Annotated in this window: 19 protein-coding genes and 2 tRNA genes; 8 read left to right on the top strand and 13 right to left on the bottom strand. The window is 43.4% G+C overall.

All coding sequences use genetic code 11. The annotated features are described in order from the left end of the window. The first annotated feature begins 349 nt into the window (after positions 1 to 349). Positions 350 to 2,179: a phosphoenolpyruvate carboxykinase (GTP) gene (locus tag BFN00_RS04630; RefSeq protein ID WP_004730232.1), complete on the top strand. Its 1,830-nt coding sequence runs from the start codon at positions 350 to 352 to the stop codon at positions 2,177 to 2,179. Positions 2,180 to 2,314: 135 nt separating this feature from the next. Next, positions 2,315 to 2,737, top strand: coding sequence for a hypothetical protein (locus BFN00_RS04625; RefSeq protein ID WP_005262346.1), 423 nt, complete (start codon positions 2,315 to 2,317; stop codon positions 2,735 to 2,737). 73 nt (positions 2,738 to 2,810) lie between these two features. On the opposite strand, the gene BFN00_RS04620 is transcribed toward BFN00_RS04625, so the two are convergent. Together BFN00_RS04620 and folD are read right to left on the bottom strand one after the other, a co-directional pair. Beyond that, positions 2,811 to 3,479 carry a class I SAM-dependent methyltransferase gene (locus BFN00_RS04620; RefSeq protein ID WP_004279468.1) on the bottom strand — a complete coding sequence of 223 codons (669 nt, stop codon included), beginning with the start codon at positions 3,477 to 3,479 and terminating at the stop codon, positions 2,811 to 2,813. A 136-nt stretch (positions 3,480 to 3,615) separates the two neighbouring features. Then, positions 3,616 to 4,464: a bifunctional methylenetetrahydrofolate dehydrogenase/methenyltetrahydrofolate cyclohydrolase FolD gene (gene folD / locus BFN00_RS04615; protein WP_004646309.1), complete on the bottom strand. Its 849-nt coding sequence runs from the start codon at positions 4,462 to 4,464 to the stop codon at positions 3,616 to 3,618. A 153-nt stretch (positions 4,465 to 4,617) separates the two neighbouring features. Between folD and BFN00_RS04610 the strand changes: the two genes are divergently transcribed. Together BFN00_RS04610 and BFN00_RS04605 are read left to right on the top strand one after the other, a co-directional pair. Beyond that, a tRNA-Cys gene (locus BFN00_RS04610) sits at positions 4,618 to 4,691 on the top strand. A gap of 10 nt (positions 4,692 to 4,701) precedes the next feature. Beyond that, a tRNA-Leu gene (locus tag BFN00_RS04605) sits at positions 4,702 to 4,787 on the top strand. A gap of 151 nt (positions 4,788 to 4,938) precedes the next feature. Here BFN00_RS04605 and BFN00_RS04600 read toward each other — a convergent pair. The 3 genes from BFN00_RS04600 to BFN00_RS04590 all read right to left on the bottom strand — a co-directional run bounded on the left by BFN00_RS04600 (position 4,939) and on the right by BFN00_RS04590 (position 7,406). Further along, positions 4,939 to 5,841 (bottom strand): helix-turn-helix transcriptional regulator, encoded by a 903-nt coding sequence (locus BFN00_RS04600; protein WP_071850596.1) that lies wholly within the window; start codon positions 5,839 to 5,841, stop codon positions 4,939 to 4,941. 153 nt (positions 5,842 to 5,994) lie between these two features. Then, the gene (locus BFN00_RS04595) at positions 5,995 to 6,198 is read right to left on the bottom strand and encodes a hypothetical protein (protein WP_004646307.1); all 204 of its coding nucleotides are present in this window, start codon (positions 6,196 to 6,198) and stop codon (positions 5,995 to 5,997) included. A 215-nt stretch (positions 6,199 to 6,413) separates the two neighbouring features. After that, the gene (locus tag BFN00_RS04590) at positions 6,414 to 7,406 is read right to left on the bottom strand and encodes an NAD(P)H-quinone oxidoreductase (RefSeq protein ID WP_071850595.1); all 993 of its coding nucleotides are present in this window, start codon (positions 7,404 to 7,406) and stop codon (positions 6,414 to 6,416) included. A gap of 130 nt (positions 7,407 to 7,536) precedes the next feature. Here BFN00_RS04590 and BFN00_RS04585 point away from each other — a divergent pair, with 130 nt between their 5' ends. Then, complete coding sequence (locus BFN00_RS04585; RefSeq protein ID WP_071850594.1) at positions 7,537 to 7,881, top strand: thioredoxin family protein; 345 nt, start codon at positions 7,537 to 7,539, stop codon at positions 7,879 to 7,881. A gap of 69 nt (positions 7,882 to 7,950) precedes the next feature. Here the strand turns inward: BFN00_RS04585 and BFN00_RS04580 are convergent, their stop codons facing one another. The 3 genes from BFN00_RS04580 to cysD all read right to left on the bottom strand — a co-directional run bounded on the left by BFN00_RS04580 (position 7,951) and on the right by cysD (position 11,005). Beyond that, positions 7,951 to 8,223, bottom strand: a complete 273-nt coding sequence (locus BFN00_RS04580; protein ID WP_071850593.1) for a hypothetical protein — start codon at positions 8,221 to 8,223, stop codon at positions 7,951 to 7,953. Between the two features lie 145 nt (positions 8,224 to 8,368). After that, complete coding sequence (cysN, locus tag BFN00_RS04575; RefSeq protein ID WP_071850592.1) at positions 8,369 to 9,982, bottom strand: sulfate adenylyltransferase subunit CysN; 1,614 nt, start codon at positions 9,980 to 9,982, stop codon at positions 8,369 to 8,371. 108 nt (positions 9,983 to 10,090) lie between these two features. Next, complete coding sequence (cysD, locus tag BFN00_RS04570) at positions 10,091 to 11,005, bottom strand: sulfate adenylyltransferase subunit CysD (RefSeq protein WP_004730252.1); 915 nt, start codon at positions 11,003 to 11,005, stop codon at positions 10,091 to 10,093. Between the two features lie 323 nt (positions 11,006 to 11,328). Here cysD and BFN00_RS04565 point away from each other — a divergent pair, with 323 nt between their 5' ends. The 3 genes from BFN00_RS04565 to BFN00_RS04555 all read left to right on the top strand — a co-directional run bounded on the left by BFN00_RS04565 (position 11,329) and on the right by BFN00_RS04555 (position 14,566). Then, positions 11,329 to 11,871 (top strand): hypothetical protein, encoded by a 543-nt coding sequence (locus BFN00_RS04565; RefSeq protein ID WP_071850591.1) that lies wholly within the window; start codon positions 11,329 to 11,331, stop codon positions 11,869 to 11,871. Positions 11,872 to 12,186: 315 nt separating this feature from the next. Beyond that, positions 12,187 to 12,822 (top strand): YqiJ family protein, encoded by a 636-nt coding sequence (locus BFN00_RS04560; protein ID WP_004730256.1) that lies wholly within the window; start codon positions 12,187 to 12,189, stop codon positions 12,820 to 12,822. A gap of 37 nt (positions 12,823 to 12,859) precedes the next feature. After that, positions 12,860 to 14,566 (top strand): flotillin family protein, encoded by a 1,707-nt coding sequence (locus BFN00_RS04555; RefSeq protein ID WP_071850590.1) that lies wholly within the window; start codon positions 12,860 to 12,862, stop codon positions 14,564 to 14,566. 65 nt (positions 14,567 to 14,631) lie between these two features. On the opposite strand, the gene sucD is transcribed toward BFN00_RS04555, so the two are convergent. The 5 genes from sucD to BFN00_RS04530 form a co-directional block, all read right to left on the bottom strand. Further along, positions 14,632 to 15,522 carry a succinate--CoA ligase subunit alpha gene (gene sucD / locus BFN00_RS04550; protein ID WP_004646291.1) on the bottom strand — a complete coding sequence of 297 codons (891 nt, stop codon included), beginning with the start codon at positions 15,520 to 15,522 and terminating at the stop codon, positions 14,632 to 14,634. A 13-nt stretch (positions 15,523 to 15,535) separates the two neighbouring features. Continuing rightward, positions 15,536 to 16,702: an ADP-forming succinate--CoA ligase subunit beta gene (sucC, locus tag BFN00_RS04545; protein ID WP_071850589.1), complete on the bottom strand. Its 1,167-nt coding sequence runs from the start codon at positions 16,700 to 16,702 to the stop codon at positions 15,536 to 15,538. A gap of 170 nt (positions 16,703 to 16,872) precedes the next feature. Continuing rightward, a complete protein-coding gene (gene lpdA / locus BFN00_RS04540) occupies positions 16,873 to 18,306 on the bottom strand; it encodes a dihydrolipoyl dehydrogenase (RefSeq protein ID WP_005221253.1) in 1,434 nt (477 codons plus the stop codon). A gap of 60 nt (positions 18,307 to 18,366) precedes the next feature. Next, complete coding sequence (odhB, locus tag BFN00_RS04535; protein ID WP_071850588.1) at positions 18,367 to 19,581, bottom strand: 2-oxoglutarate dehydrogenase complex dihydrolipoyllysine-residue succinyltransferase; 1,215 nt, start codon at positions 19,579 to 19,581, stop codon at positions 18,367 to 18,369. 18 nt (positions 19,582 to 19,599) lie between these two features. Next, positions 19,600 to 22,422, bottom strand: coding sequence for a 2-oxoglutarate dehydrogenase E1 component (locus BFN00_RS04530; protein ID WP_004279434.1), 2,823 nt, complete (start codon positions 22,420 to 22,422; stop codon positions 19,600 to 19,602). Positions 22,423 to 22,752 lie beyond the last annotated feature (330 nt).

Here is a 22,752-nt window from a genome sequence, read left to right as displayed (position 1 = left end):
TGTAAAATTCAAATGGCAACCATTTATTTAATCAATAATGAATATTAGAGATCTTATAAAACTAAGATAATGATTTTAATATCAATTTTTAAAATAAATACCACTCATCACTTATATAAATAACCTTAATAATTCAAATATTTAGTTTTATCTTGTTGTTTTACTTATATTTATAAATAAAATAGCATTATATTCCAAAAGAAATCTAGCACTTCTTTGGTCTTATTTTTTTTATCATTTTATGCTTTAATACAGCCACTTTTTTTCATACTTCATCTGGGCGATATTTTTTATTGCTCGGATTGTACTTTGTACATCTAATTTGTACACATTTGAGATAGGCCTCACCATGACCCAAGTGAACGCACCAGAATTCGTTCGTCACCCTAAGCTTATTGCTTGGGTGGAAGAGATTGCTAAATTAACAAAACCAGCAAAAATTGAATGGTGTGACGGTAGCGCAGAAGAATATCAACGTTATATCGACTTGATGATCGCTAACGGCACAATGCAAGCGCTGAATCAAGAAACTCATCCTGGTTCTTATCTTGCAAATTCTGATCCTTCTGACGTAGCACGTGTTGAAGATCGTACTTACATCTGTTCTGAAAACAAAGACGATGCTGGCGCGACCAACAACTGGGAAGCACCTGCTGTCATGCGCGAAAAATTGAACGGTTTATTTGACGGTTCAATGGCAGGTCGTACACTTTATGTGGTTCCATTCTCAATGGGTCCATTGGGTTCTCATATCGCTCATATCGGTATCGAGTTAACTGACTCTCCTTACGTTGCAGTAAGCATGTCTAAAATGGCTCGTATGGGTAAAGCTGTTTATGACGTTCTTGGTACTGACGGTGAATACGTTCCTTGCGTACACACTGTAGGTGCTCCGCTTGCGAACGGCGAAAAAGATGTTGCATGGCCTTGCAACAAAGAAAAATACATTGTGCATTACCCAGAAACTCGTGAGATCTGGTCTTATGGTTCTGGTTATGGCGGTAACGCATTGTTGGGTAAAAAATGCCTGGCATTACGTATTGCATCATTTATGGGTCGTCAACAAGGCTGGTTAGCTGAACACATGCTGATCCTTGGCGTGACCAATCCACAAGGCGAAAAACACTACATCGCAGCTGCATTCCCATCTGCATGTGGTAAAACAAACTTCGCTATGTTGATTCCACCAGCTGGCTATGAAGGCTGGAAGATTGAAACTGTAGGTGACGATATTGCCTGGATCAAACCAGGTGAAGACGGTCGCTTATATGCAATCAACCCTGAAGCTGGCTTCTTCGGTGTAGCGCCTGGTACCAATACCAAAACCAACCCGAACTGTATGGCAACCATGCACAAAGACGTGATTTATACCAACGTTGCTGTGACTGACAACGGTGAAGTTTGGTGGGAAGGTCTGACTAAAGAAGCGCCTGCTAACTTGACTAACTGGAAAGGTCAACCACACACTGGCGAAGAAAAAGCAGCGCATCCAAATGCTCGTTTCACAGTTGCAGCTGGTCAATGCCCTTCTATTGACGCTGACTGGGAAAATCCAGCTGGCGTGCCAATTTCTGCGTTCATCTTCGGTGGTCGCCGTGCAGACACTGTGCCTCTAATTTCAGAAGCATTTGACTGGGTTGACGGTGTTTACAAAGCTGCAACGATGGGCTCTGAAACAACTGCTGCTGCTGTTGGTCAACAAGGTGTTGTTCGTCGTGACCCGTTCGCGATGCTGCCATTCGCTGGCTACAACATGGCGGATTACTTCACGCACTGGTTAGAAATGGGCGAGCAAGTGGGCGCGAAAGCTGCCGCTGCTGGCAACAAACTTCCAGGTATCTACAACGTGAACTGGTTCCGTCGTGATGCTGAAGGCAACTTCGTATGGCCTGGTTTCGGTCAAAACATGCGTGTTCTTGAGTGGATCATTGACCGTTGTGAAGGTCGTGCTGAGGCTGTTGAAACACCAATTGGCCTAGTTCCTACTTATGAACAGTTGAACTGGACTGGTTCTGACTTCACTAAAGAACAATTTGACCTAGTAACTTCTCAAGATAAAGATCAATGGATCAAAGAACTTGAAAGCCATACTGAATTGTTCGACAAGCTAGGTGAGCGTTTACCGGAAGCGTTAAAAACTCGTCAAGCAGAACTTATTGCTGCGGTTAAATCTGCTTAATTGCTGATTTAATTTAAAAAAGGTCGCGTAAGCGGCCTTTTTTATTGGCTGTTTAAACAATTGATCACAATTGACCAGAGCAGCTGCTTAAGCAAAATATGGCATACTTAAACCAAGACTTCAGGAACTATAAATATGAAAAGAACAACAGTAATTTTGGCTGTGGCTGCAAGCAGTTTTGTACTGAGTGCATGTCAGACCACACCCCATCAATTCAATGGACAAAGTGGTTATGAAATTCTGGAACGTTCAGGCAATACAGCAACCCTGAGCTACACCCTCTCAGGACGACCAAGCCAGGATGAAAATCGCTTGCAAGCCGCTTGCAGACACGTGTTAGGAAATTCCAAAACTTACAACATCCAGATTTTAAGCACCAATGAAATTTCCAATCCAACTGCGGAACAGGAAAACTATGGCCGCCAACTGGGTAATAGCCGCACGCAAATCAGCTTGAGCAATACGCCTGATTTACATAATAGCGAGAACCCGGGTGCACGCGAAGCTTTAGAAGCCCGCCCTACGACCATGCGGGTTATTCGTTATACCTGTTCTTAATATCTGATACTTAGTTACTTAATCAGAGTAAGACAATCAAAAAGGGCCTAGTGCCCTTTTTAATTTTTTAAATTTAACGTGTTTTATAGAAACTGACATTACGAAATTCGGGCGATTCATCCAAATCCGGCCAGGTCGTCGCACTACGCTCATCCAGTTTTTCATATTGAGGATGACTAAAGTTTTTTACCCGACTGTCTGCAACCCACACCTCAGGTGCAAATTTTAAAAACTCATCCAGGAAGAAACGGTTACATTGATCATAGAGCACATCTGCGGCTAATAAAATATCCACCTTCTCTGCCTTATATAGGTCATCCAGATATTCAAGCTCGACATCATTTAGCTCTGCATTGGCACGACAGGCATCTAGACTAACTTGATCGATATCACAGCAGATCACACGTTTTGCACCTGCCATTTTCGCCGCAATGGCAACTACGCCCGATCCCGCCCCAAAATCCAAAACTACTTTGTCTTTAACATGATGCGGCTCTGCCAATAGCCACTGCGCCATCGCCAAGCCTGAGGCCCAGCAAAAGATCCAGTATGGTGTATCATTCCAAATGCGACGAATCACCTCATCATCCAGCTTATCTGTTGGGAATACTGGCGGAATCAGCCACAGGGAAATGGGTGTATCCGGCAATTGCTGTGCATGTAGCTCACAGTGTGGAATCACATCATGCAAGGCTTTTAGTAGATGTTCTGGGGCTTGAGGGAGTCGGAAGGTGCAGCTCATTAGATTTCTTTTAATTAGTATTAATGTCTTTGAAGAATCTCCCCTAGCCCCTCTTTAAAAAAGAGGAGGGAAACTCCATCCAAAAATAGTGATCAGAGTTCCCTCCTTTGAAAAAGGAGGGTTAGGGAGGATTTGATTAACCTAAAGCTTTTTCAGCAGCTTCAACCGTTTGACGGATTAAAGTGGTAATCGTCATTGGACCTACACCACCCGGAACTGGTGTGTAAGCAGAAGCAATTTCTTCAATGCCAACAAGTTGGATATCACCAACACCACCGCCATCACGTGGATGGAAACCAGCATCAACAACCACTGCACCTTGTTTGATCCAGTCTTTTTGAATTAATTCTGCTTTACCTACCGCACCGACAATGATATCTGCTTGCTTAACAAAGCTTGCAAGATCTTGAGTACGTGAATGGCAAATGGTTACGGTTGCATTCGCTTCTAGCAGCATCGCAGCCATTGGTTTACCCAAAATTGCAGAACGACCTACAACTACCGCATGTTTACCAGCGATTTCAATGTTGTTCTCTTTCAGGATAGTCATAATACCCGCAGGCGTCGCTGAACCATAGGCTGCCTCACCCATTGCCATACGACCATAGCCCAGGCAAGTGACACCATCTACGTCTTTTTCAAGCGAGATTGCATCGAAACAGGCACGCTCATCAATTTGCGCAGGAACCGGGTGCTGAAGCAGAATACCGTGCACATCAGGATTTGCATTTAATTTTTCAATTTCAGCCAATAATTCTTCAGTTGTGGTTTCTTTAGGAAGTTCCACTTTGAGTGAATCCATACCAACACGGCGGCAGGCATTGCCTTTCATGCGAACATAAGTTGCAGATGCACCATCGTCACCTACCAAAATCGTCGCAAGAATTGGAGTACGACCTGATTTTGCTTTCAGCGCTTCTACGCGAGTAAACAAGTCAGCTTCAATTTGCTTCGCCAATGCACGACCGTCTAGAACTAATGCCACGGCACTTCTCCCAAGTGTTGATATGAATCAATTTTGCACATTCTACATGAATAATTTAAATATTTTCCGCCAGATGATGTTTTTATGCGCATACAGATGAATACACTATTGTTTTTTTTTCTGAGCTTGCTAATATACGCATCAACAAGACGCGGCGGGGTGGCAGAGTGGTCATGCAGCGGACTGCAACTCCGTGGACGCCGGTTCGATTCCGACCTCCGCCTCCATCTTGTTAAAGCCCGAGTGGTGAAATCGGTAGACACAGGGGATTTAAAATCCCCCGCCCACAAAGCGTGCCAGTTCGAGTCTGGCCTCGGGCACCATTCTTCTACTATAGAAAGATGGTGCAAATAAAGAACCCAGCGAAAGCTGGTTTTTTTATGTCTGTAATTTAGTTAGTCAAAAAATAAGTAAATTAAATTCCCATTTAAAGTGTCATCATTAATCAGGCCCTCCTGCTCTGCTTTCTCAATATCATCCAGCAGAACGTAAATATCCTTGCAAATCCTGTTCCAGTTTCTGCTGAAAATGAATCGGCTCAATAATTTTCACATAGGGCAACCAGTAACGCACCAAAGGCAACAACTGCATTTCGTGACGAATCTGGCAACTGATCACTAACTCTCCAGTCTCGGCTTCCTGCTCGATCTGCTGTTCTGGAAATAAACGGCGCTCTTTAAAAAAGACCGTGACTTCAGGTTGTACCCTGATTAAGACTTGCTGCTTTTGCTGCCCAAACCAGATGCTGTCTTCATCTGCCAGCATTTTCAGTATTTCAGGATCATGCGCAAAGCTCTCCGCCTTAGAAACCAGCTTGAGCTGTTGCACCTGACTTAAGCGATAAGTGCGCAACTTGTCCTGATCTACGCCCACCAGATACCAGATACCATGATGGTGAATCAAGCGATAAGGCTTAATGATTCGCAATTGATCTGAATATTGCAACTCAACCTGCTGACGTTTATAGATTGCGCTTGCAAGCAACTTGAAATGTTCGGCAAACTGTTTGGCATCTTCAAAATAATAGCCTTTTGCCGAAAATACCTGATTTGCCCGCTCATCCAGCAGTTCACGCATAAAAGACATATCCAACGCCGGATACAACTCACTGATCCCCGAAAGCTGGGCAAAAGTCTGGATATCCTGCAATTTAAACCGCCCTAAATAAGAGGGTTCCAGATAATATCGTTTCTGTTCATCTTGAAGTAAGGGTAAGTAAGAGCCTAGACGATCAAAATCACGCTCAATGGTGCGGGTGCTGACCTGAAATTCTGCAGCTAGCTCTGCAGCCCGGAGTTGATATCCGACGTTTAATTTGGTCAAAATTCTGGCTAAACGCTCTGCAAGACGCTCATGTGTTGAAGCTGGGCGCTTCATAAATCCCCACTTAATACATTCTCATGTACTTATTTATCGCTAGATGTTGAATGATTATACTGAATGCCGATCAATGAATAATATTAGGACAAAGTCTAAGATATTTTTTTGCATCAGATCTTGACCCTTTATTCACCCTAAACATACAAGATCTTATTTGGATTTTCTGGATGCTTTCTTGCTTGAATGACGATTTTGTATTGTTAATCTTTCTATATAACGCTCCAGATGCAGCATCGCCCGATACATTTTATGTAACTCTACCCAGCTGATGGTTCCGCGAATAATCATTTTATGAATACGTCGTAATGCTCTTAAACTATGTTTTGAACTATATGCTGTTGAAATAATTTTCATCTTATTTTCCCTCTCACATTCATGTGAATGTTTAACCATTTGGTCGGAATTATCTATACATGCAATTTACGTGTCATAATTGACAGGTTGTGTCGAACGGTTAACATTTTTTAATTTTTATTCAAGATTTTATATATTTATTTGTAATAATATTTTACTTAAAATTAAAAAAAGCCAGTAAAATTACTGGCTTTTTTTGAATCACTTATCTCGTATTAAATAATTTCAACTACAACTTTACCCACATGCTCTCCAGTATCCATTGTGGCATGGGCATCCTGAATCTGATCGAACTTAAACGTTTTATAGATCATCGGGAGACATTCGCCTTTTGCCCACAATGGTGCAATCTGCTCTTTCAGGCCTTGTGCAATTTCCGCTTTTTCAGCCGTGCTGCGTGCACGCATGGTCGAACCGGTAATGGTCAGACGTTTCATCATGATTTGACCCAGTTTGACTTCTTTGGCCTTGGCACCACCCAAGAAAGCGATATAGACCAGACGTCCATCACGGCGCAACAAATTCAAATTACGCTCTAAATATGGTGCACCGACCATATCTAAAATGACATCGACACCACCATTGTCAGTGGCTTCATTAATAACTTGCTCAAAGTCCTGAGTTTTATAATTAATAGCCGTGGTTAAATCAGAAATAGCCGCAACTTTTTCATCTGAACCGACAGTTGCAAAAGTTTTGATTCCGAGTGATTTACACAACATTAAAGCAGTCGTACCAATCCCGCTCGTTCCACCATGTACCAGTACAGTTTCCCCTGCTTTGGCCTTACCCATCTGGAACACGTTCGCCCATACAGTAAAGAAAGTTTCAGGAATGGCCGCTGCCTGTACAAAACTTACGCCTTCAGGAATATTCAAGGTCTGGCTTTCAGGTATGACGCAATATTCAGCATAACCGCCACCATTGGTCAAACCACAGACTTGATCACCAACTTTAAACTGACTTACATCACTACCAATCGCAACCACCTCACCTGCCACTTCCAGGCCAGGAACTGGCGTTACCCCTTTCGGCATCGGATATAAGCCTTGACGCTGCAGAATATCTGGACGGTTAATACCAAAGGCATGAACTTTCACCAGAACTTCATCTGCTTTAGGTTCAGGTACAGTCACCGTTTCATAAGCGATTTTATCGACACCACCTGGTTCTGTAATAATGACTTGCTGCATGGTTTGTTGCGACATGATTTCTTTCCCTAATCTATGCATTTCATATATCTTGGACTTATTTGAACATAGTTAGCATGAGGAATGAAGCTACATCGGACTTATGTATAATCGGGGGACTATTCAGGAAATTGATAATAGGCCAACCATGACCCAAGTGATCGAATATAACGAAAACAATTACAGTGATTTTGAGTGGTTTGAAGGTTTTGCTGTGATTCGCTTTTATGCAGACTGGTGCAAGCCTTGTGTTCAGAATTTTCCGGTCTTTGCCGAACTGGCGACATACTATACTGAGGTAAATCCTGAGATTAAATTTGGCAAGATCAATGTAGATCAGTCTCCGATTTTGACCTTGCGCTATAATGCCTATGGTTTGCCTTCTACGCTTATTTTTAGAAATGGAGAAATTATTAAAAGGATTGCAGGCGTGAAAAGTTTAACTGAAATGAAAGCAATTCTGGCCTTAGTCCTCAATGATTCTTATGAATAATTATCCATCTAAAGCTAAATCTAACAAAAATATTTCTTTTAGCTCGCTATAAAAATACGGAGACTTTAATTAACTACGCCCTTTATATTCCTTTACCATTCGATCACTCACATCTTCCGGATAACACAGCGGCGCATATCCGCCTGCACGATTATAAGCACTAAGCTTACCACAACGACTACCATTACTTGCAGTATTGTAAGGACACGGACAATTTCCCGGATAATTCTCAATCGACTGCTGGATTATTTTTTGCTTGATTGCTTCAACGCTTTGGCTGCTCTGTTTGGCTTCAGCTCCAAAAGCCACACACAAGCCAGCCAGCAATATTAATTTTTTCATATATTCCCCAAATCTAGGGAGTATTGTATTAATTGACTAGTAAATTGAAAGATCACATTTTGACTAATCGAATGATTTTCATGCAATCAAAATTTAGGCAATAAAAAACCCGCTTTTCAGCGGGTTTTTTTAAATCAGCCCAGTCTTATAGACGAACCAATTCCACAATCTTCTCAGCAAGCTCTTCAACTGCTTCAGCAGTTAAAGTCGTGTCTGTACCTGCAGCATCGGTAATTACAACCACACCAGTTTCACGAACCAGTGCAACCTGCTCCGCATTCAAACCTGCTTTAGCAATAGCAACGATCCCTTGCTGAATCAGCAAGCTTTCTAGCGCCTGAGCATTTTCCAAAGCTTTAGCAGTTACAGTCACCGCAGCAGGTTTTTGACCCAAACGTGCCGCACGTGCTTCTGCAGTGACAGGCTCATCGTGTGCAGACCATTCAACTGATTCTTCCACCATACCCGCACCAATCGTCACGTTATTCAAACGATCGATGAAGATAAACGAACCGGTGAAACGGCTGTCTTGATAACGGTCAAAGACCACTGGTGCATCAAATTCAACAGTCACATTGGCAATAGCATTTAGCTCAAGCTTATCCACCTGAACTTTTTCCAATGTGTTAACGTTGGTACGGTAATGAATTGCCGTTACTTTTGCCGGAACAGTTTGCGTACCAATCTTAATGTTGTACAGCTTACCCAGTACAAGTGGTTGATCAGCCATCCACACTACAGTCGCTTGAACTGAACGTGAAATATTTGGAACCGCTTGATCAGCACGAATTAACACGTTACCACGTGAAATATCAATTTCATCGTTAAGCGTTAAAGTCACTGCCTGACCTGCAACTGCATGCTCAAGGTTGCCATCAAAAGTGACAATTTCTTTAACAGTCGATGATTTACCAGAAGGTAATGCTGTTACGGTATCGCCAACATTGATATCGCCAAGTGCGATCGTACCGCAGAAACCACGGAAGTCGAGGTTTGGACGGTTCACGTATTGCACAGGGAAACGGAAATCCTGCTTCGCTGAACTACGGTTAATTTCCACCGATTCAAGTGTACCCATCAGCGTTTCACCAGTGTACCATGGCGTATTGGCTGACTTGTTCACCACGTTATCGCCATTCAATGCAGAAATAGGCGTAAAGATGATATTGCTTGGTTTACGATCGCCCAATTGTGCAACGAATGCCGCATATTCAGCCTGGATTTCATTGAAACGTGTTTCAGAGAATTCCACCAAGTCCATCTTGTTGATCGCAACAATGATGTTCTTGATCCCGAGCAAACTCGCAATAAAGGTATGACGACGTGTCTGGGTTTGCACGCCATAACGTGCATCAATCAAAATGATTGCAAGGTCACACGTCGATGCACCTGTCGCCATGTTACGAGTGTACTGTTCGTGTCCCGGCGTGTCCGCGATGATGAACTTACGCTTTTCTGTCGAAAAATAACGATAGGCCACATCAATGGTAATACCTTGCTCACGCTCTGCTTGCAAACCATCGACCAGAAGTGCCAAATCAGGTGCATCACCTGTCGTACCGACTTTCTTCGAGTCACGGGTCACGGCCTGTAATTGATCTTCATAAATCAATTTTGAATCATACAGCAGACGACCGATTAACGTCGATTTACCATCGTCCACGTTACCGCAAGTCAGGAAACGCAACAGGTCTTTATTTTCATGTTGTTTCAGATAGCCCAAGATATCTTGGCTGATTAAATCAGATTGATGAGACATCGCTCAAAGCTCCACATATTCTTTAGAAATCGGTTTTTGAATCCCCCTGTACCCCCCTTTATAAAGGGGGAAATCTCCTCTCTTTTTAAAAAGAGGTCGGGAGAGATTCTAGAAGTAGCCTTCCTGCTTCTTCTTCTCCATCGAGCCTGCTTCATCATGGTCAATCATACGACCTTGACGCTCAGAACTGGTTGCCAGTAACATTTCCTGAATAATTTCCGGCAAGGTATTGGCTGTAGATTCCACAGCACCTGTTAATGGATAACAACCCAACGTACGGAAACGTACCGATTTCATTTGTGGAACTTCACCTTCTTTTAAAGGCATACGTTCATCATCAACCATAATAAGTGTGCCACTACGTTCAACCACAGGACGTTCTGCAGCCAAATAAAGTGGTACTAATGGAATACTTTCCAAATAGATGTATTGCCAGATATCCAGCTCAGTCCAGTTAGATAACGGGAATACACGAATACTTTCGCCCTTGTTCACTTTACCGTTGTAAAGATTCCAAAGTTCTGGACGCTGGTTTTTCGGATCCCAACGATGTTTCGAATCACGGAATGAATAAACACGTTCTTTCGCACGTGATTTTTCTTCATCACGGCGCGCACCACCAAAAGCAGCATCAAAACCGTATTTATCCAGAGCCTGTTTTAAGCCCTGAGTTTTCATGATGTCGGTATATTTAGAACTACCGTGGTCGAACGGGTTAATACCTGCCTCAACCCCTTCTTTATTCTGATGCACGATCAAATCGAAACCATGGGTTTTCGCCATGTTGTCCCGGAAAGTGATCATGTCTTTAAACTTCCAGCCTGTATCGACATGTAATAATGGAAATGGAAGTTTTGCTGGGTAGAACGCTTTTAGCGCAAGATGCAGCATGACCGCTGAATCTTTACCAATCGAATACAGCATGACCGGATTTTCAAACTCGGCAGCAACTTCGCGGATGATATGAATACTCTCAGCTTCAAGCTGTTTGAGATGAGTAAGTCTTTCCTCATTTAACGACATGGACAACACCAGCTTAGAAAAACGTGTACTTATGACACTTTTGAAAATTTATATTCATTATAGTGATTTACTTATCCTATCCATTGCTTGTTTTATGATATTGATATATCAAAAGCTCATATAAAAATTCATCAATAATGAATATCAGTTTTTATGAATCAATAATTTGCCCAATTCAAGCGAGGATATTGTGTGGTATAGCTATATATTACCCTGTCGCTAAGCCAATAAAATCCTAGGAAAATAATCTAAAGTAGTGGTTCTCAAATAGTTAAAAAATTACTAGAGTAAGACCCAATTCTCCCTATTGATATACTTCGTTTATGCCCTATAGCGCTTTTGATCTTGCCACTGTAAAAACCCGTCTGGAACAGGCCCAGCTTGCTAGTTATATTTATCAGCACCAGCAAAATATTTTGGTCTTGCAAGAACCTTTCAGTGATGATGGCAAGCCTTTAAATATCTATCTGCAACACGAGCTGACCGCGGATCAAATCGGATTACAGTTTGGTCTACGTTTGCAAGAAGGTCATTGGGAATTTCTAATCGGCGTTACTTATAGCAACCAGAACGCAGCTTACGAAATCGGTGCTGGCAACCTCAAAGGTGATCAAAAAGCCTTTAACTTATTATATGCCTTTTATAATTATCCTAAAGCGTTCTATCTGGTGGCATTACCTTTGACAACCAACAGTCAGATTTTGGAGCAAACCTTGCAACAGCAGCTCTTCAAGCAGCCTAATCTCGACTTCCTGAATACTGCAGTCAAGGTCAATCCTATGGGTGAACAGGTCAAATGGATGCAACACTATATTCTGCAACAGACTTTAGATATGAAAGTCCGGATTCAGACTGCCCTGCTTTAGACTTGAATAGAAAAATTTAGAGATACTCAGGTCGATGTATCTCTATACTTTCTCAGGCAAGCATACACAGAATACCATGCTATTCAGAATTCCCATTGCCACTATGGCATCACTTGCTCAAACATCCAGTTAGCTTCTTATAGTTTATTATTAATTTTAATAGTTCAATAATTATTAAATAATCAACATATTCAATCCTTGTTTATCGGGTTTTTTGTTATTTTTTTGCATACAAAATCAGTAATTACTGTTATCGTTATATCAATAAAAACTTTCAGACACTTTTCCTAAAAACATAATTATAGAGATAAAGAAATGTGGGAACTGTTTACGCATCCATCAAATATCGTATTTAGTATTAGCCTGAGCCTAATGCTGATGTTTGCTGCACTAGAATGTATTCTATTACTGCTCGGCGGCGGCTCTCAGCATATCTTCGAACAGTTTTTACCTGAAGATCCCCTGCAACCAGAAATAAGCCCGGATCAGTCTCCGGGTGTTTTCAGCAAAGTATTTGACTGGTTATATCTGGGGCGTCTGCCTTTATTTATCTGGCTAATCATTTTTCTGACCAGTTATGGGTTAAGCGGTTTATTGATTCAGGGCATATTTGAGCGCCTGACCAGCCAGCTGTTTAATGTTTGGCTGATTTCTCCGGCCTGCCTGTTTCTGTGTATGCCTGTGGTGCGCTTTCTTGCCATGGCCGCCAGTAAGCTCCTGCCCCAAGATGAAACTTCCGCGATTTACAGTGATGAACTCATCGGACGTACCGCGACCATTATTCTGGGAGATGCCAAAGTGAATTCTCCCGCACAAGCCAAGGTCCGGGATCAACATGGCCAGACTCATTATGTTCTGGTTGAACCAGAAAACAATCAAATTCTAAATCAAGGTCAGAATGTAGTTCTAACCCACAAAACCAAGAACGGCTTTCAAGCCATTGCACTTTAATTTTATTTAGCTAGCACTCAATTGAGACTTTATAACAATGTTAACATTTGATTTATATAATATTTTAATTATTGCGGGAATTATTTTTGTAGCACTGGTGACCTTCGGTCTCATCATTGCACGTTTATACCGTCGTTCAAGCAAGGAAATTTCCTTTGTACGTACCGGTTGGGGTGGAGAAAAAGTGATTTTAGGTGGGGGCGCAATCGTGCTCCCTGTCTTGCATGAAATCATTCCAGTAAATATGAATACCCTACGTCTTGAAGTCCGCCGTGCTGATGATCAGGCACTGATTACCCGTGACCGTATGCGAGTCGATGTCATGGCCGAATTCTATGTCCGAGTCAAACCTACCGCAGATTCAATTGCCACCGCAGCACAAACCCTTGGTCAAAAAACCATGTCACCGAATGAACTAAAAAATCTGGTGGAAGGTAAGTTCGTTGATTCACTGCGCGCAGTGGCTGCAGAAATGGCCATGGAAGAACTGCATGAAAAACGCGTCGATTTCGTACAAAAAGTACAGCAAGTCGTTTCGGAAGATTTACATAAAAATGGTCTGGAGCTTGAAACGGTTTCCCTAACCGGACTGGATCAGACCGGATTTAAATACTTCAACCCGCAAAATGCATTTGATGCTGAAGGTCTGACCAAGCTCACTGAAACCATTGAAGATCGTCGCCGCAAGCGTAACCACATTGAACAGGATACCGATCTGGCGATCAAAACCAAAAATCTGGAAGCTGAACAGGCGCGCCTGCAAATTATTCGTGAAGAAGAATATGCCAAGCTGCAACAAGAACGTGAAATTGCCATTCGCCGTGCTGAACAGCTGGCTGAAATTGCCGCTCAGGAAGCCGGCAAAAAACGTGAAGCAGAAGAAGCACAAATTGCCGCTGAACGAGAAGTCGAACTCAAGCGTATTTTGGCCGCCCGTGATGTCGAAAATGAAAATATTCAAAAGGCTCAGCTGATTCAAAAAGCACAGGTCGAGCAAAAGAAAACCATTGAACTGGCTGAACAGGACCGCGCCATTGCCATTGCGGAAAAATCACGTGCTGAATCTGAAGCTAAAGCCCAAGCCGATCAGGCACGTGCACAAGCGGTAAAAGCGGAAGAAGAAGTTATCACCGTACGTCAAATCCAGCAGGCAGAGCGTCAAAAGGCAGTTGAGCTGGTCGCAGCCAAAGAACATGCTGAAAAAGATGCAATTGCCATTACAGTTGCCGCTGAAGCTGGAAAACAAGCGGCAGCAGATGATGCAGAAGCAGTGCGGATTGCGGCTGAGGCGGAAGCAGAAAAAGTCCGCCTTAAAGCCAAGGGCGAAGCGGATGCGAAAATTCTACTGGCTCAGGCAATGGAGAAACAGTATCAGGTGGATGCTGAAGGTACACGTGCGGTCAATGAAGCCAATAACGTCCTGTCACCTGAACAGGTCGAAATGCAGATTCGTCTGGCCATGCTGAAATACTTGCCTGAAATTATCAGAGAAAGTGTCAAGCCAATGGAGAATATTGATGATATCAAGATTCTCCAGGTGAATGGCCTACATGGCGGTCATGCCGGTGCCTGTCAGGCAGATGCCCATCATGAAGGTAGCAATGTTGCCCTGTCAGATCAGGTGGTGAATAGCGCCCTGCGCTATCGTAGCCAGGCACCGCTCATTGACAGCCTGATGAGTGAGCTTGGTATTCAGGGTGGAGATATCAACGGCATGACTCAGAGCCTTAAAGCTAAAACTTAAAAATAGAATGAGATATAAAAAAGCTCCCATTTGGGAGCTTTTTTATTGAAGGTCTAATGTGAATATCAAACTAAACCTTTATCTTTTAACACTTGCAGCATGGTCGAACCAAGTTCAGCAGGACTACGCGTATACGCCATACCCGCACGTTCAAAGGCAGCAAATTTTTCTTCAGCTGTGCCCTTACCACCTGAAATAATCGCACCTGCGTGACCCATACGTTTGCCTTTAGGTGCAGTTACACCCGCAATATAACCAACAACTGGCTTAGTCACATTCGATTGAATATATTCAGCTGCTTCTTCTTCAGCTGTACCACCAATCTCACCAATCATGATAATGGCTTCAGTTTGCGGATCTTCCTGGAACAATTTCAAGCAATCAATCTGGTTCATGCCCGGAATTGGGTCTCCACCAATACCGATACAAGTCGACTGACCTAAACCGAGTTTTGTGGTTTGCGCCACAGCCTCATAAGTCAGTGTGCCTGAACGCGAAATAATCCCGATTTTACCCGGCTGATGAATATGCCCCGGCATGATCCCGATCTTACATTCACCCGGCGTAATAATACCCGGACAGTTTGGTCCGATCAGACGTGTGCCATTACCATTGGTTTCCAGATAACGCTTGGCTTTGAGCATATCGATGGTCGGTACACCTTCAGTAATCACCACAATTAACTCAATGCCAGAATCAACCGCTTCAACAATAGAATCCAGTACAAAGGGTGCCGGAACATAAATCACCGAAGCATCTGCACCCGTTTCTTTCACCGCTTCACGCATGGTATTAAATACAGGCAATTCTAGATGGGTTTGACCACCTTTACCTGGGGTTACACCACCGACAACTTTGGTACCATAGGCCAGAGCCTGTTCAGAATGGAATGTACCGTTTTTACCTGTAAAGCCCTGTACCAATACTTTAGTGTCTTTATTAACTAATACGCTCATGATCAATACCCCTTTAAGCTTTTACAGCAGCAACGATTTTTTCTGCAGCGTCAGCAAGACCATGTGCAGAAATCAATTTCAAACCTGATTCATCCAGTAATTTTGCACCCAGTTCCGCATTGTTGCCTTCGAGGCGAACAACCACAGGAACGGTCACATTTACTTCCTGAACCGCTGCAATAATTGCTTCAGCAATCATGTCACAACGCACAATTCCACCAAAAATATTAATCAATACACCCTGCACAGAAATATCTGCCAAGATAATTTTAAAGGCTTCAATCACGCGCTCTTTGGTCGCACCACCACCAACATCCAGGAAGTTGGCTGGTTGACCGCCATAAAGCTTAATAATATCCATGGTTGCCATGGCAAGACCGGCACCATTGACCATACAACCAATGTTACCTTCCAACGCTACATAGTTCAGATCAAACTCAGACGCTTTTAGCTCACGTTCATTTTCCTGAGACTTATCACGTAATGCGGCCACTTCAGGCAAACGGTACAGCGCATTCGAATCAATTCCGATTTTGGCATCGACACACAGAATGTCGCCATTTTCACGCACAGACAGCGGATTGATTTCAAAAAGAGCAAAATCATTGTCTACAAATGCCTGATAAGCAGCCGTCATGACTTTAACAAACTGATTAATTTGTCCATCTTTGAGTTTAAGTGCAAAAGCAACTTCACGCGCCTGAAATGGCACTAGACCAACTAAAGGATCAACTTCAACTTTAATGATTTTTTCAGGAGTTTCTTCGGCCACTTTCTCAATTTCAACACCACCCTCAGTCGATGCCATAAAAGTGATGCGGCGAGTCGAGCGATCCACCACAGCGCCCAAGTACAGCTCGCGCTCAACCGGATAAACATCCTCAGAGACTAAAATGCTATTGACCGGCTGACCATTGGCATCAGTCTGGTAAGTCACCAAGCGTGAACCAATAATCTGGTTGGCATATTCAGCAGCCTCGGCAGCCGATTTTACCACTTTTACCCCACCAGCCTTACCCCGGCCACCCGCATGCACCTGCGCTTTTAATACTGCAAACTTTCCACCCAACTGCTCGAAAGCATGTACCGTTTCATCGGCATTGGTGGCAAGTATCCCTTCCTGTACAGGCATACCATATTTTTTTAATAGCGCTTTTGCTTGATACTCATGTAAATTCATTGAATAACCTTTTATTACTTCTTTGCCTTGTTATAACCCACTAGCACCCAGACGTCCGTCAAAGCAGTACCAGCATTTCTTAAAATCGTTATCTTTATTTTTAGATGATTGTTCCAATAAAAACAACCATGAAATGTAAAAAGAGCGACCTAAGTCGCTCTTTTTTCGAATTACTTACGCTTACGTTGGATCGCGTGAATCGCACGCCCATCAACTGCAAGTGCAGCTTCATGTACCACTTCAGAGAAGGTCGGGTGACCGAAAGTCATCAACTGAAGATCTTCAACTGAAGAAACAAACTCAAGCGCAATCATGCCTTGGTGTGCGATATCAGATGCATTAGGACCCACAACGTGCATACCTAAAAGACGGTCTGTTTTCGCATCAGCAACGAATTTCACAAAACCAGCCGTATCACCAGCTGCCAATGCACGACCATTCACCGCAAACGGGAATTGGCCTGCTTTCACTTCATGGCCTTTTTCTTTGGCTTGCTCTTCAGTTAAGCCCACCCAAGCTGCTTCTGGATGGGTATAGATTATGCTGATGATGGTGTCATAGTTCACTTGAGCAGCATGACCGTGGATACGCTCCACTGCCATTACACCCTCTTCCATTGCCTTATGTGCAAGCATTGGACCGCGTACCAAGTCACCAATCGCATAAACACCTTCAACAGAAGTTGCACACCAATCGTTTACTTCAACTAAGCCACGTTCAGTCAGTTTAATACCGCAATCATCTGCCAATAAACCTTCAGCATAAGCACGACGACCTACACAAACGATCAATTTATCGAAAGTTTGTTCTTTGTCTTCACCGCCTTGGGTATATTTAACAGTCACTTCACGACCATTAACATCAGTACCTGAAACTTTGGCACCGAAACGAATATCTAAACCCTGTTTTTTCAAGATTTTTTGATATTCTTTCGCCAATGCTTTGTCCGCCATTGGCAAGAATGTATCCAGTGCTTCAAACACAACCACTTCTGCACCTAGACGACGCCATACTGAACCTAACTCTAAACCGATAACACCTGCACCAATGACACCAAGACGTTTAGGAACTTCTGGGAATTTCAATGCACCAGTCGAATCAACAATCAAGTCTTCATCAACAGGAGCTACTGGAATATTGACAGGTACAGAACCAGTCGCAAGAATCACATATTTAGGCTCTAAAACCTGTACATCACCTTCAAACGGTGTGAATTCTACTTTTTTACCTGCAAGTAATTTACCAGTACCTTGTAACCACTCGATACCATTACCTTTCAGTAATTGAGCAACACCACCCGTCAATTGATCTACAACTTTGTCTTTATGTGCCAACAAAGTGTCTAGATCAAATTTAACTTCACCTGTGGTGATACCATGTTCAGCAAGTTCGTGAACGGTTGCTTCATAGCGTTGGGAAGAGTCAAGCAGTGCTTTAGATGGGATACAGCCCACATTTAGACAGGTACCACCCAAAGATGGCTTACCTTTGTGAATACGTTTTTCGATACACGCAACTTTAAAGCCAAGTTGAGCCGCACGAATTGCCGCTTCATAACCACCTGGGCCACCGCCAATAACAACAAGATCAAATTGTTGAGACATTTTTATCTCCAAAAATGGGCTTAGAGGATCGCTCCGAGCCCACTGATTTATTCTTTAGAATTAAAGGTCAAGGATGAGTTTAGCTGGCTCTTCTAACAATTCTTTGATTGTTACAAGGAAACCTACAGCTTCTTTACCATCGATTAAACGGTGGTCATAAGAAAGCGCCAAGTACATCATTGGCAAGATTTCTACTTGACCATTTACCGCCATAGGACGCTCTTGGATTTTGTGCATGCCCAAAATAGCAGTTTGTGGCGTGTTTAGAATTGGTGTAGATAACAATGAACCGAAAGTACCACCGTTAGTAATAGTGAATGTACCGCCAGTCATATCTTCAATACCAAGCTTACCGTCACGTGCTTTATAAGCATAGTCACGAATACCGTTTTCTACTTCAGCATAGTTCATACGGTCTGTATCACGTAATACAGGAACCACTAAACCACGGTCAGAAGAAACCGCAACACCGATGTCGTAGTAACCGTGATACACGATGTCTTCGCCATCAATAGAAGCGTTTACTGCTGGGTAACGTTTCAATGCTTCAGTTGCAGCTTTCACGAAGAAAGACATAAAGCCTAAACGTGCACCATGACGTTTTTCAAATGCGTCTTTGTATTGTGCACGCATTTCCATGATTGGCTTCATGTTCACTTCGTTGAACGTAGTCAACATTGCAGTTTCTTGAGTTGCTGCAAGTAAACGTTCAGCAACACGCTTACGAAGACGAGTCATAGGAACACGTTTTTCGATACGCTCGCCCACTGCAACGCTTAATGGTTGCGCTGCAGGTGCTGCCGGTTTCGCCTGATGATTTGCCACATCTTCTTTCGTGATGCGACCGCCACGGCCTGTACCTGCAACATCAGCAGCTGCAACACCAGATTCAGTCAATGCTTTACGCACTGCTGGAGCCTGGTCCTGTACTTGTTGACGTTCAACGATCGGTGCATTACCCGCTTCAGTTTGCGCAGCAGCTTGTTCAACTTTTTCTTCAGACTGAACTGCTTGAGTTTGCGTAGCGCCAGAAACAGCACCTTCTTCAAACTGTGCAATGACTTCAGCTGAAAGAACAGTATCACCTTCACCTTTAATGATAGATGCAAGTGTACCGTCTGCAGGAGCAACAACTTCTAAAACAACTTTATCAGTCTCAATATCGCAGATCACTTCATCACGTGACACTGCTTCACCTGGTTGTTTGTGCCAAGTTGCGATCGTACCGTCCGCAACTGACTCTGGGAATACCGGTGCTTTAATTTCGGTTGCCATTACTTAGAATCTCCTGGATTATTCAGCGTCGATCGCAAGCGCGTCGTTGATGAGCTGAGCTTGTTGTTTTGCATGCAAATATGGTGAACCACATGCCGGTGCAGCAGAAGCTTCACGGCCTGCATAGCTAATACGTACTTGTTTACCCGCTTTCATCACGTCGTCATATAGACGCGGTGCGATGAACAACCAAGCGCCTTGGTTCTTCGGTTCTTCTTGCGCCCAAACAAGTTCTTTAACGTTTGGATATTGCGCAAGCACTTCTGCCAGGCGTTTTTCTGGGTATGGATATAATTGTTCAATACGTACAATTGCAGTGTTGTTCAATTCTTTTTCACGACGTTTTTCAACTAGGTCGTAATACACCTTACCACCACACAGAACCAGACGGGTTACATCTGACTTGTTGATGTTGTCTACTTCATCAATCACGGTTTGGAATGTACCGTTTGCAAGCTCTTCAAGGCTAGATACAGCAAGCTTGTGACGAAGTAAAGATTTCGGCGAAGTAACAATCAATGGCTTACGGATTGGACGAATCGCTTGACGACGTAATGCGTGGAAAATCTGCGCAGGCGTAGTCGGTGTGATGACTTGCATGTTGTCTTCAGCACATAGCTGCAAGAAACGTTCCAAACGTGCAGATGAATGTTCTGGACCTTGACCTTCAAAACCGTGTGGAAGAAGCATAGTTAAGCCACATACACGCTCCCATTTGGTTTCACCAGATGAGATGAACTGGTCAATGACAACCTGTGCACAGTTTGCGAAGTCACCGAATTGTGCTTCCCAGATGATCAAACTCTTAGGAAGAGTCGTCGCATAACCATATTCAAATGCCAATACAGCCATTTCTGACAACAAAGAGTCATAGATTGCAGTACGCGGCTGGTTTTCTTTCAGGTTACACAGTGGAAGATAAGTTGAACCATCTACCTGATTATGCAGTTTTGCATGACGGTGTGAGAAAGTACCACGACCCACGTCTTCACCCGTTAAACGAAGCAAGTAACCATCATCTAGTACAGTTGCATACGCCAGAGTTTCAGCAGCACCCCAGTTCAGAGGCATTTCACCCGTTTGCATTTTCAGACGGTCATCAATTACTTTTGCAACTTGACGCTGCATCACGAAGCCTTCAGGAAGCTCACGCATTTTCTTGCCAAGCTCTTTTAGACGTTCGATTGGGAAAGTTGTATCCCACTCGTCTGTGTACTCATGACCTAAGTAAGGAGTCCAATCCACAAACATTTTTTTGTTTGGTTCAAGTACCAGTGCATTGGCAACGTGATTACCCGCTTCCAGGTCTGCACGGTAGTTTTCAACCATCTGATCTGCACTTGCACGATCAAGAACACCCTGTTGCACCAGTTGATCCGCATAAAGCGTACGCGTAGTCGCTTTCTTGTTGATCACTTGATACATCATTGGTTGAGTTGCAGCTGGCTCATCCGCTTCGTTATGACCACGACGACGGTAGCAGAACATGTCAATCACAACGTCTTTACGGAACGTATGACGGAAATCATGTGCCAATTGTGAAATGAACACCACAGCTTCAGGATCATCACCATTGACATGGAAGATCGGTGCCTGAATCATTTTTGCGATGTCAGTACAGTATTCAGTAGAACGCGCGTCACGTGGATCAGATGTCGTGAAACCAACCTGGTTGTTAATCACAATGTGCACTGTACCACCCACGGTATAACCGCGAGTTTGTGACATCTGGAAAGTTTCCTGGTTGACGCCCTGACCTGCAAATGCAGCATCACCGTGTACGATTAATGGCAATACGTCATCGCCGCCAATGTCTTTACGACGTACTTGACGTGCACGTACCGAACCTTCAACCACAGGGCCAACGATTTCAAGGTGTGACGGGTTAAACGCCAATGCCAAGTGAACTTCGCCACCTGGAGTCATCACGTTTGAAGAGAAGCCTTGGTGATACTTAACGTCACCAGAACCTTTCTTGTGAATAGACTTACCTTCGAACTCACCAAACAGGTCAGCCGGGTTCTTACCCATGATGTTAACCAGAAGGTTCAGACGGCCGCGGTGAGGCATACCGATCACAACTTCTTTACAGCCTACAGAACCTGCACGCTGAATAATTTCGTTGACCATCGGGATGAATGCTTCACCACCTTCAACGCCGAAACGTTTGGCACCAACGAATTTATTACCAAGATATTTTTCTAGGCCTTCAGCCGCAGTTAAACGCTCAAGGACATGTTTCTTTTGATCAGCATTGAAGCCATATTGACCGCGTGCACTTTCTAGACGTTGTTGAATCCAACGTTTTTCTTTGGTGTCCACGATGTGCATGTATTCAGCACCGATTGAACCACAGTAAGTGGCTTCCATTGACTGAACCATTTCAGCCAAAGTCGCTTCTTCTTTACCGATCGCCAGGTTACCAGTATTGAATACTGTGTCTAAGTCAGACTGAGTCAAACCATGCGCAGCAAGATCTAGATCAGGCACAACTTCACGCTTCGCCAAACCTAATGGATCCAGTTTTGCTTTCTGGTGGCCACGGTTACGGTACGCAGCAATCAGCTGTAGCACGCCAATTTGACGACGTTCATGCTCTGAGCTGACTGTCGACTGAACAATAGGCTGAATACGGCTTGAATTGCGACCTAAAAGTAGGAATTGCTCACGTACATTACTGTGTGGTTGATCACCTTTTGGGAATTTATCGAAGTACGCTCTCCAGTCAGCACCCACTGAGTCTGGAGCAGTCAGATACTGCTCATAAAGTTCTTCAATATACGCTGCACTATCAGCGGAAAGTTCAGTGTCAAGACGCAGAGCGTCAGCAACTTCTTGCATTTGTGGACCCATTTCCTATTGCAAAAACATTTTCAGGATGCTTTTTAAGCAAAACCCAGGATTATTAGCATCAAATTGGTAATATGATACTAGTCCCCCATAAGGCATAAGCCATGAGGCGTTATCACCACACCAAGAAAATCTTGATATGTTTAATGAACAATAACGCCCCTCAGCGGCATCATCACTCATTGAATACCCGATCGAAACCGGGCAATTTTTTGCAAATCGACTTAGAAAAAAGCAAGCATTAACAAAGATTTTTTCTAAAGCGACTCGGGTCTACCTTTATATACCAGTCCCTGATTATGTAGTGTTTAAAAAATGTAC

It is taken from the genome of Acinetobacter sp. AR2-3 (assembly GCF_001878775.1).
Taxonomy (GTDB): domain Bacteria; phylum Pseudomonadota; class Gammaproteobacteria; order Pseudomonadales; family Moraxellaceae; genus Acinetobacter; species Acinetobacter lwoffii_D.
The sequence above is the reverse complement of the archived record's forward strand: the minus strand, read 5'-3'. Positions and strand labels throughout refer to the sequence as shown.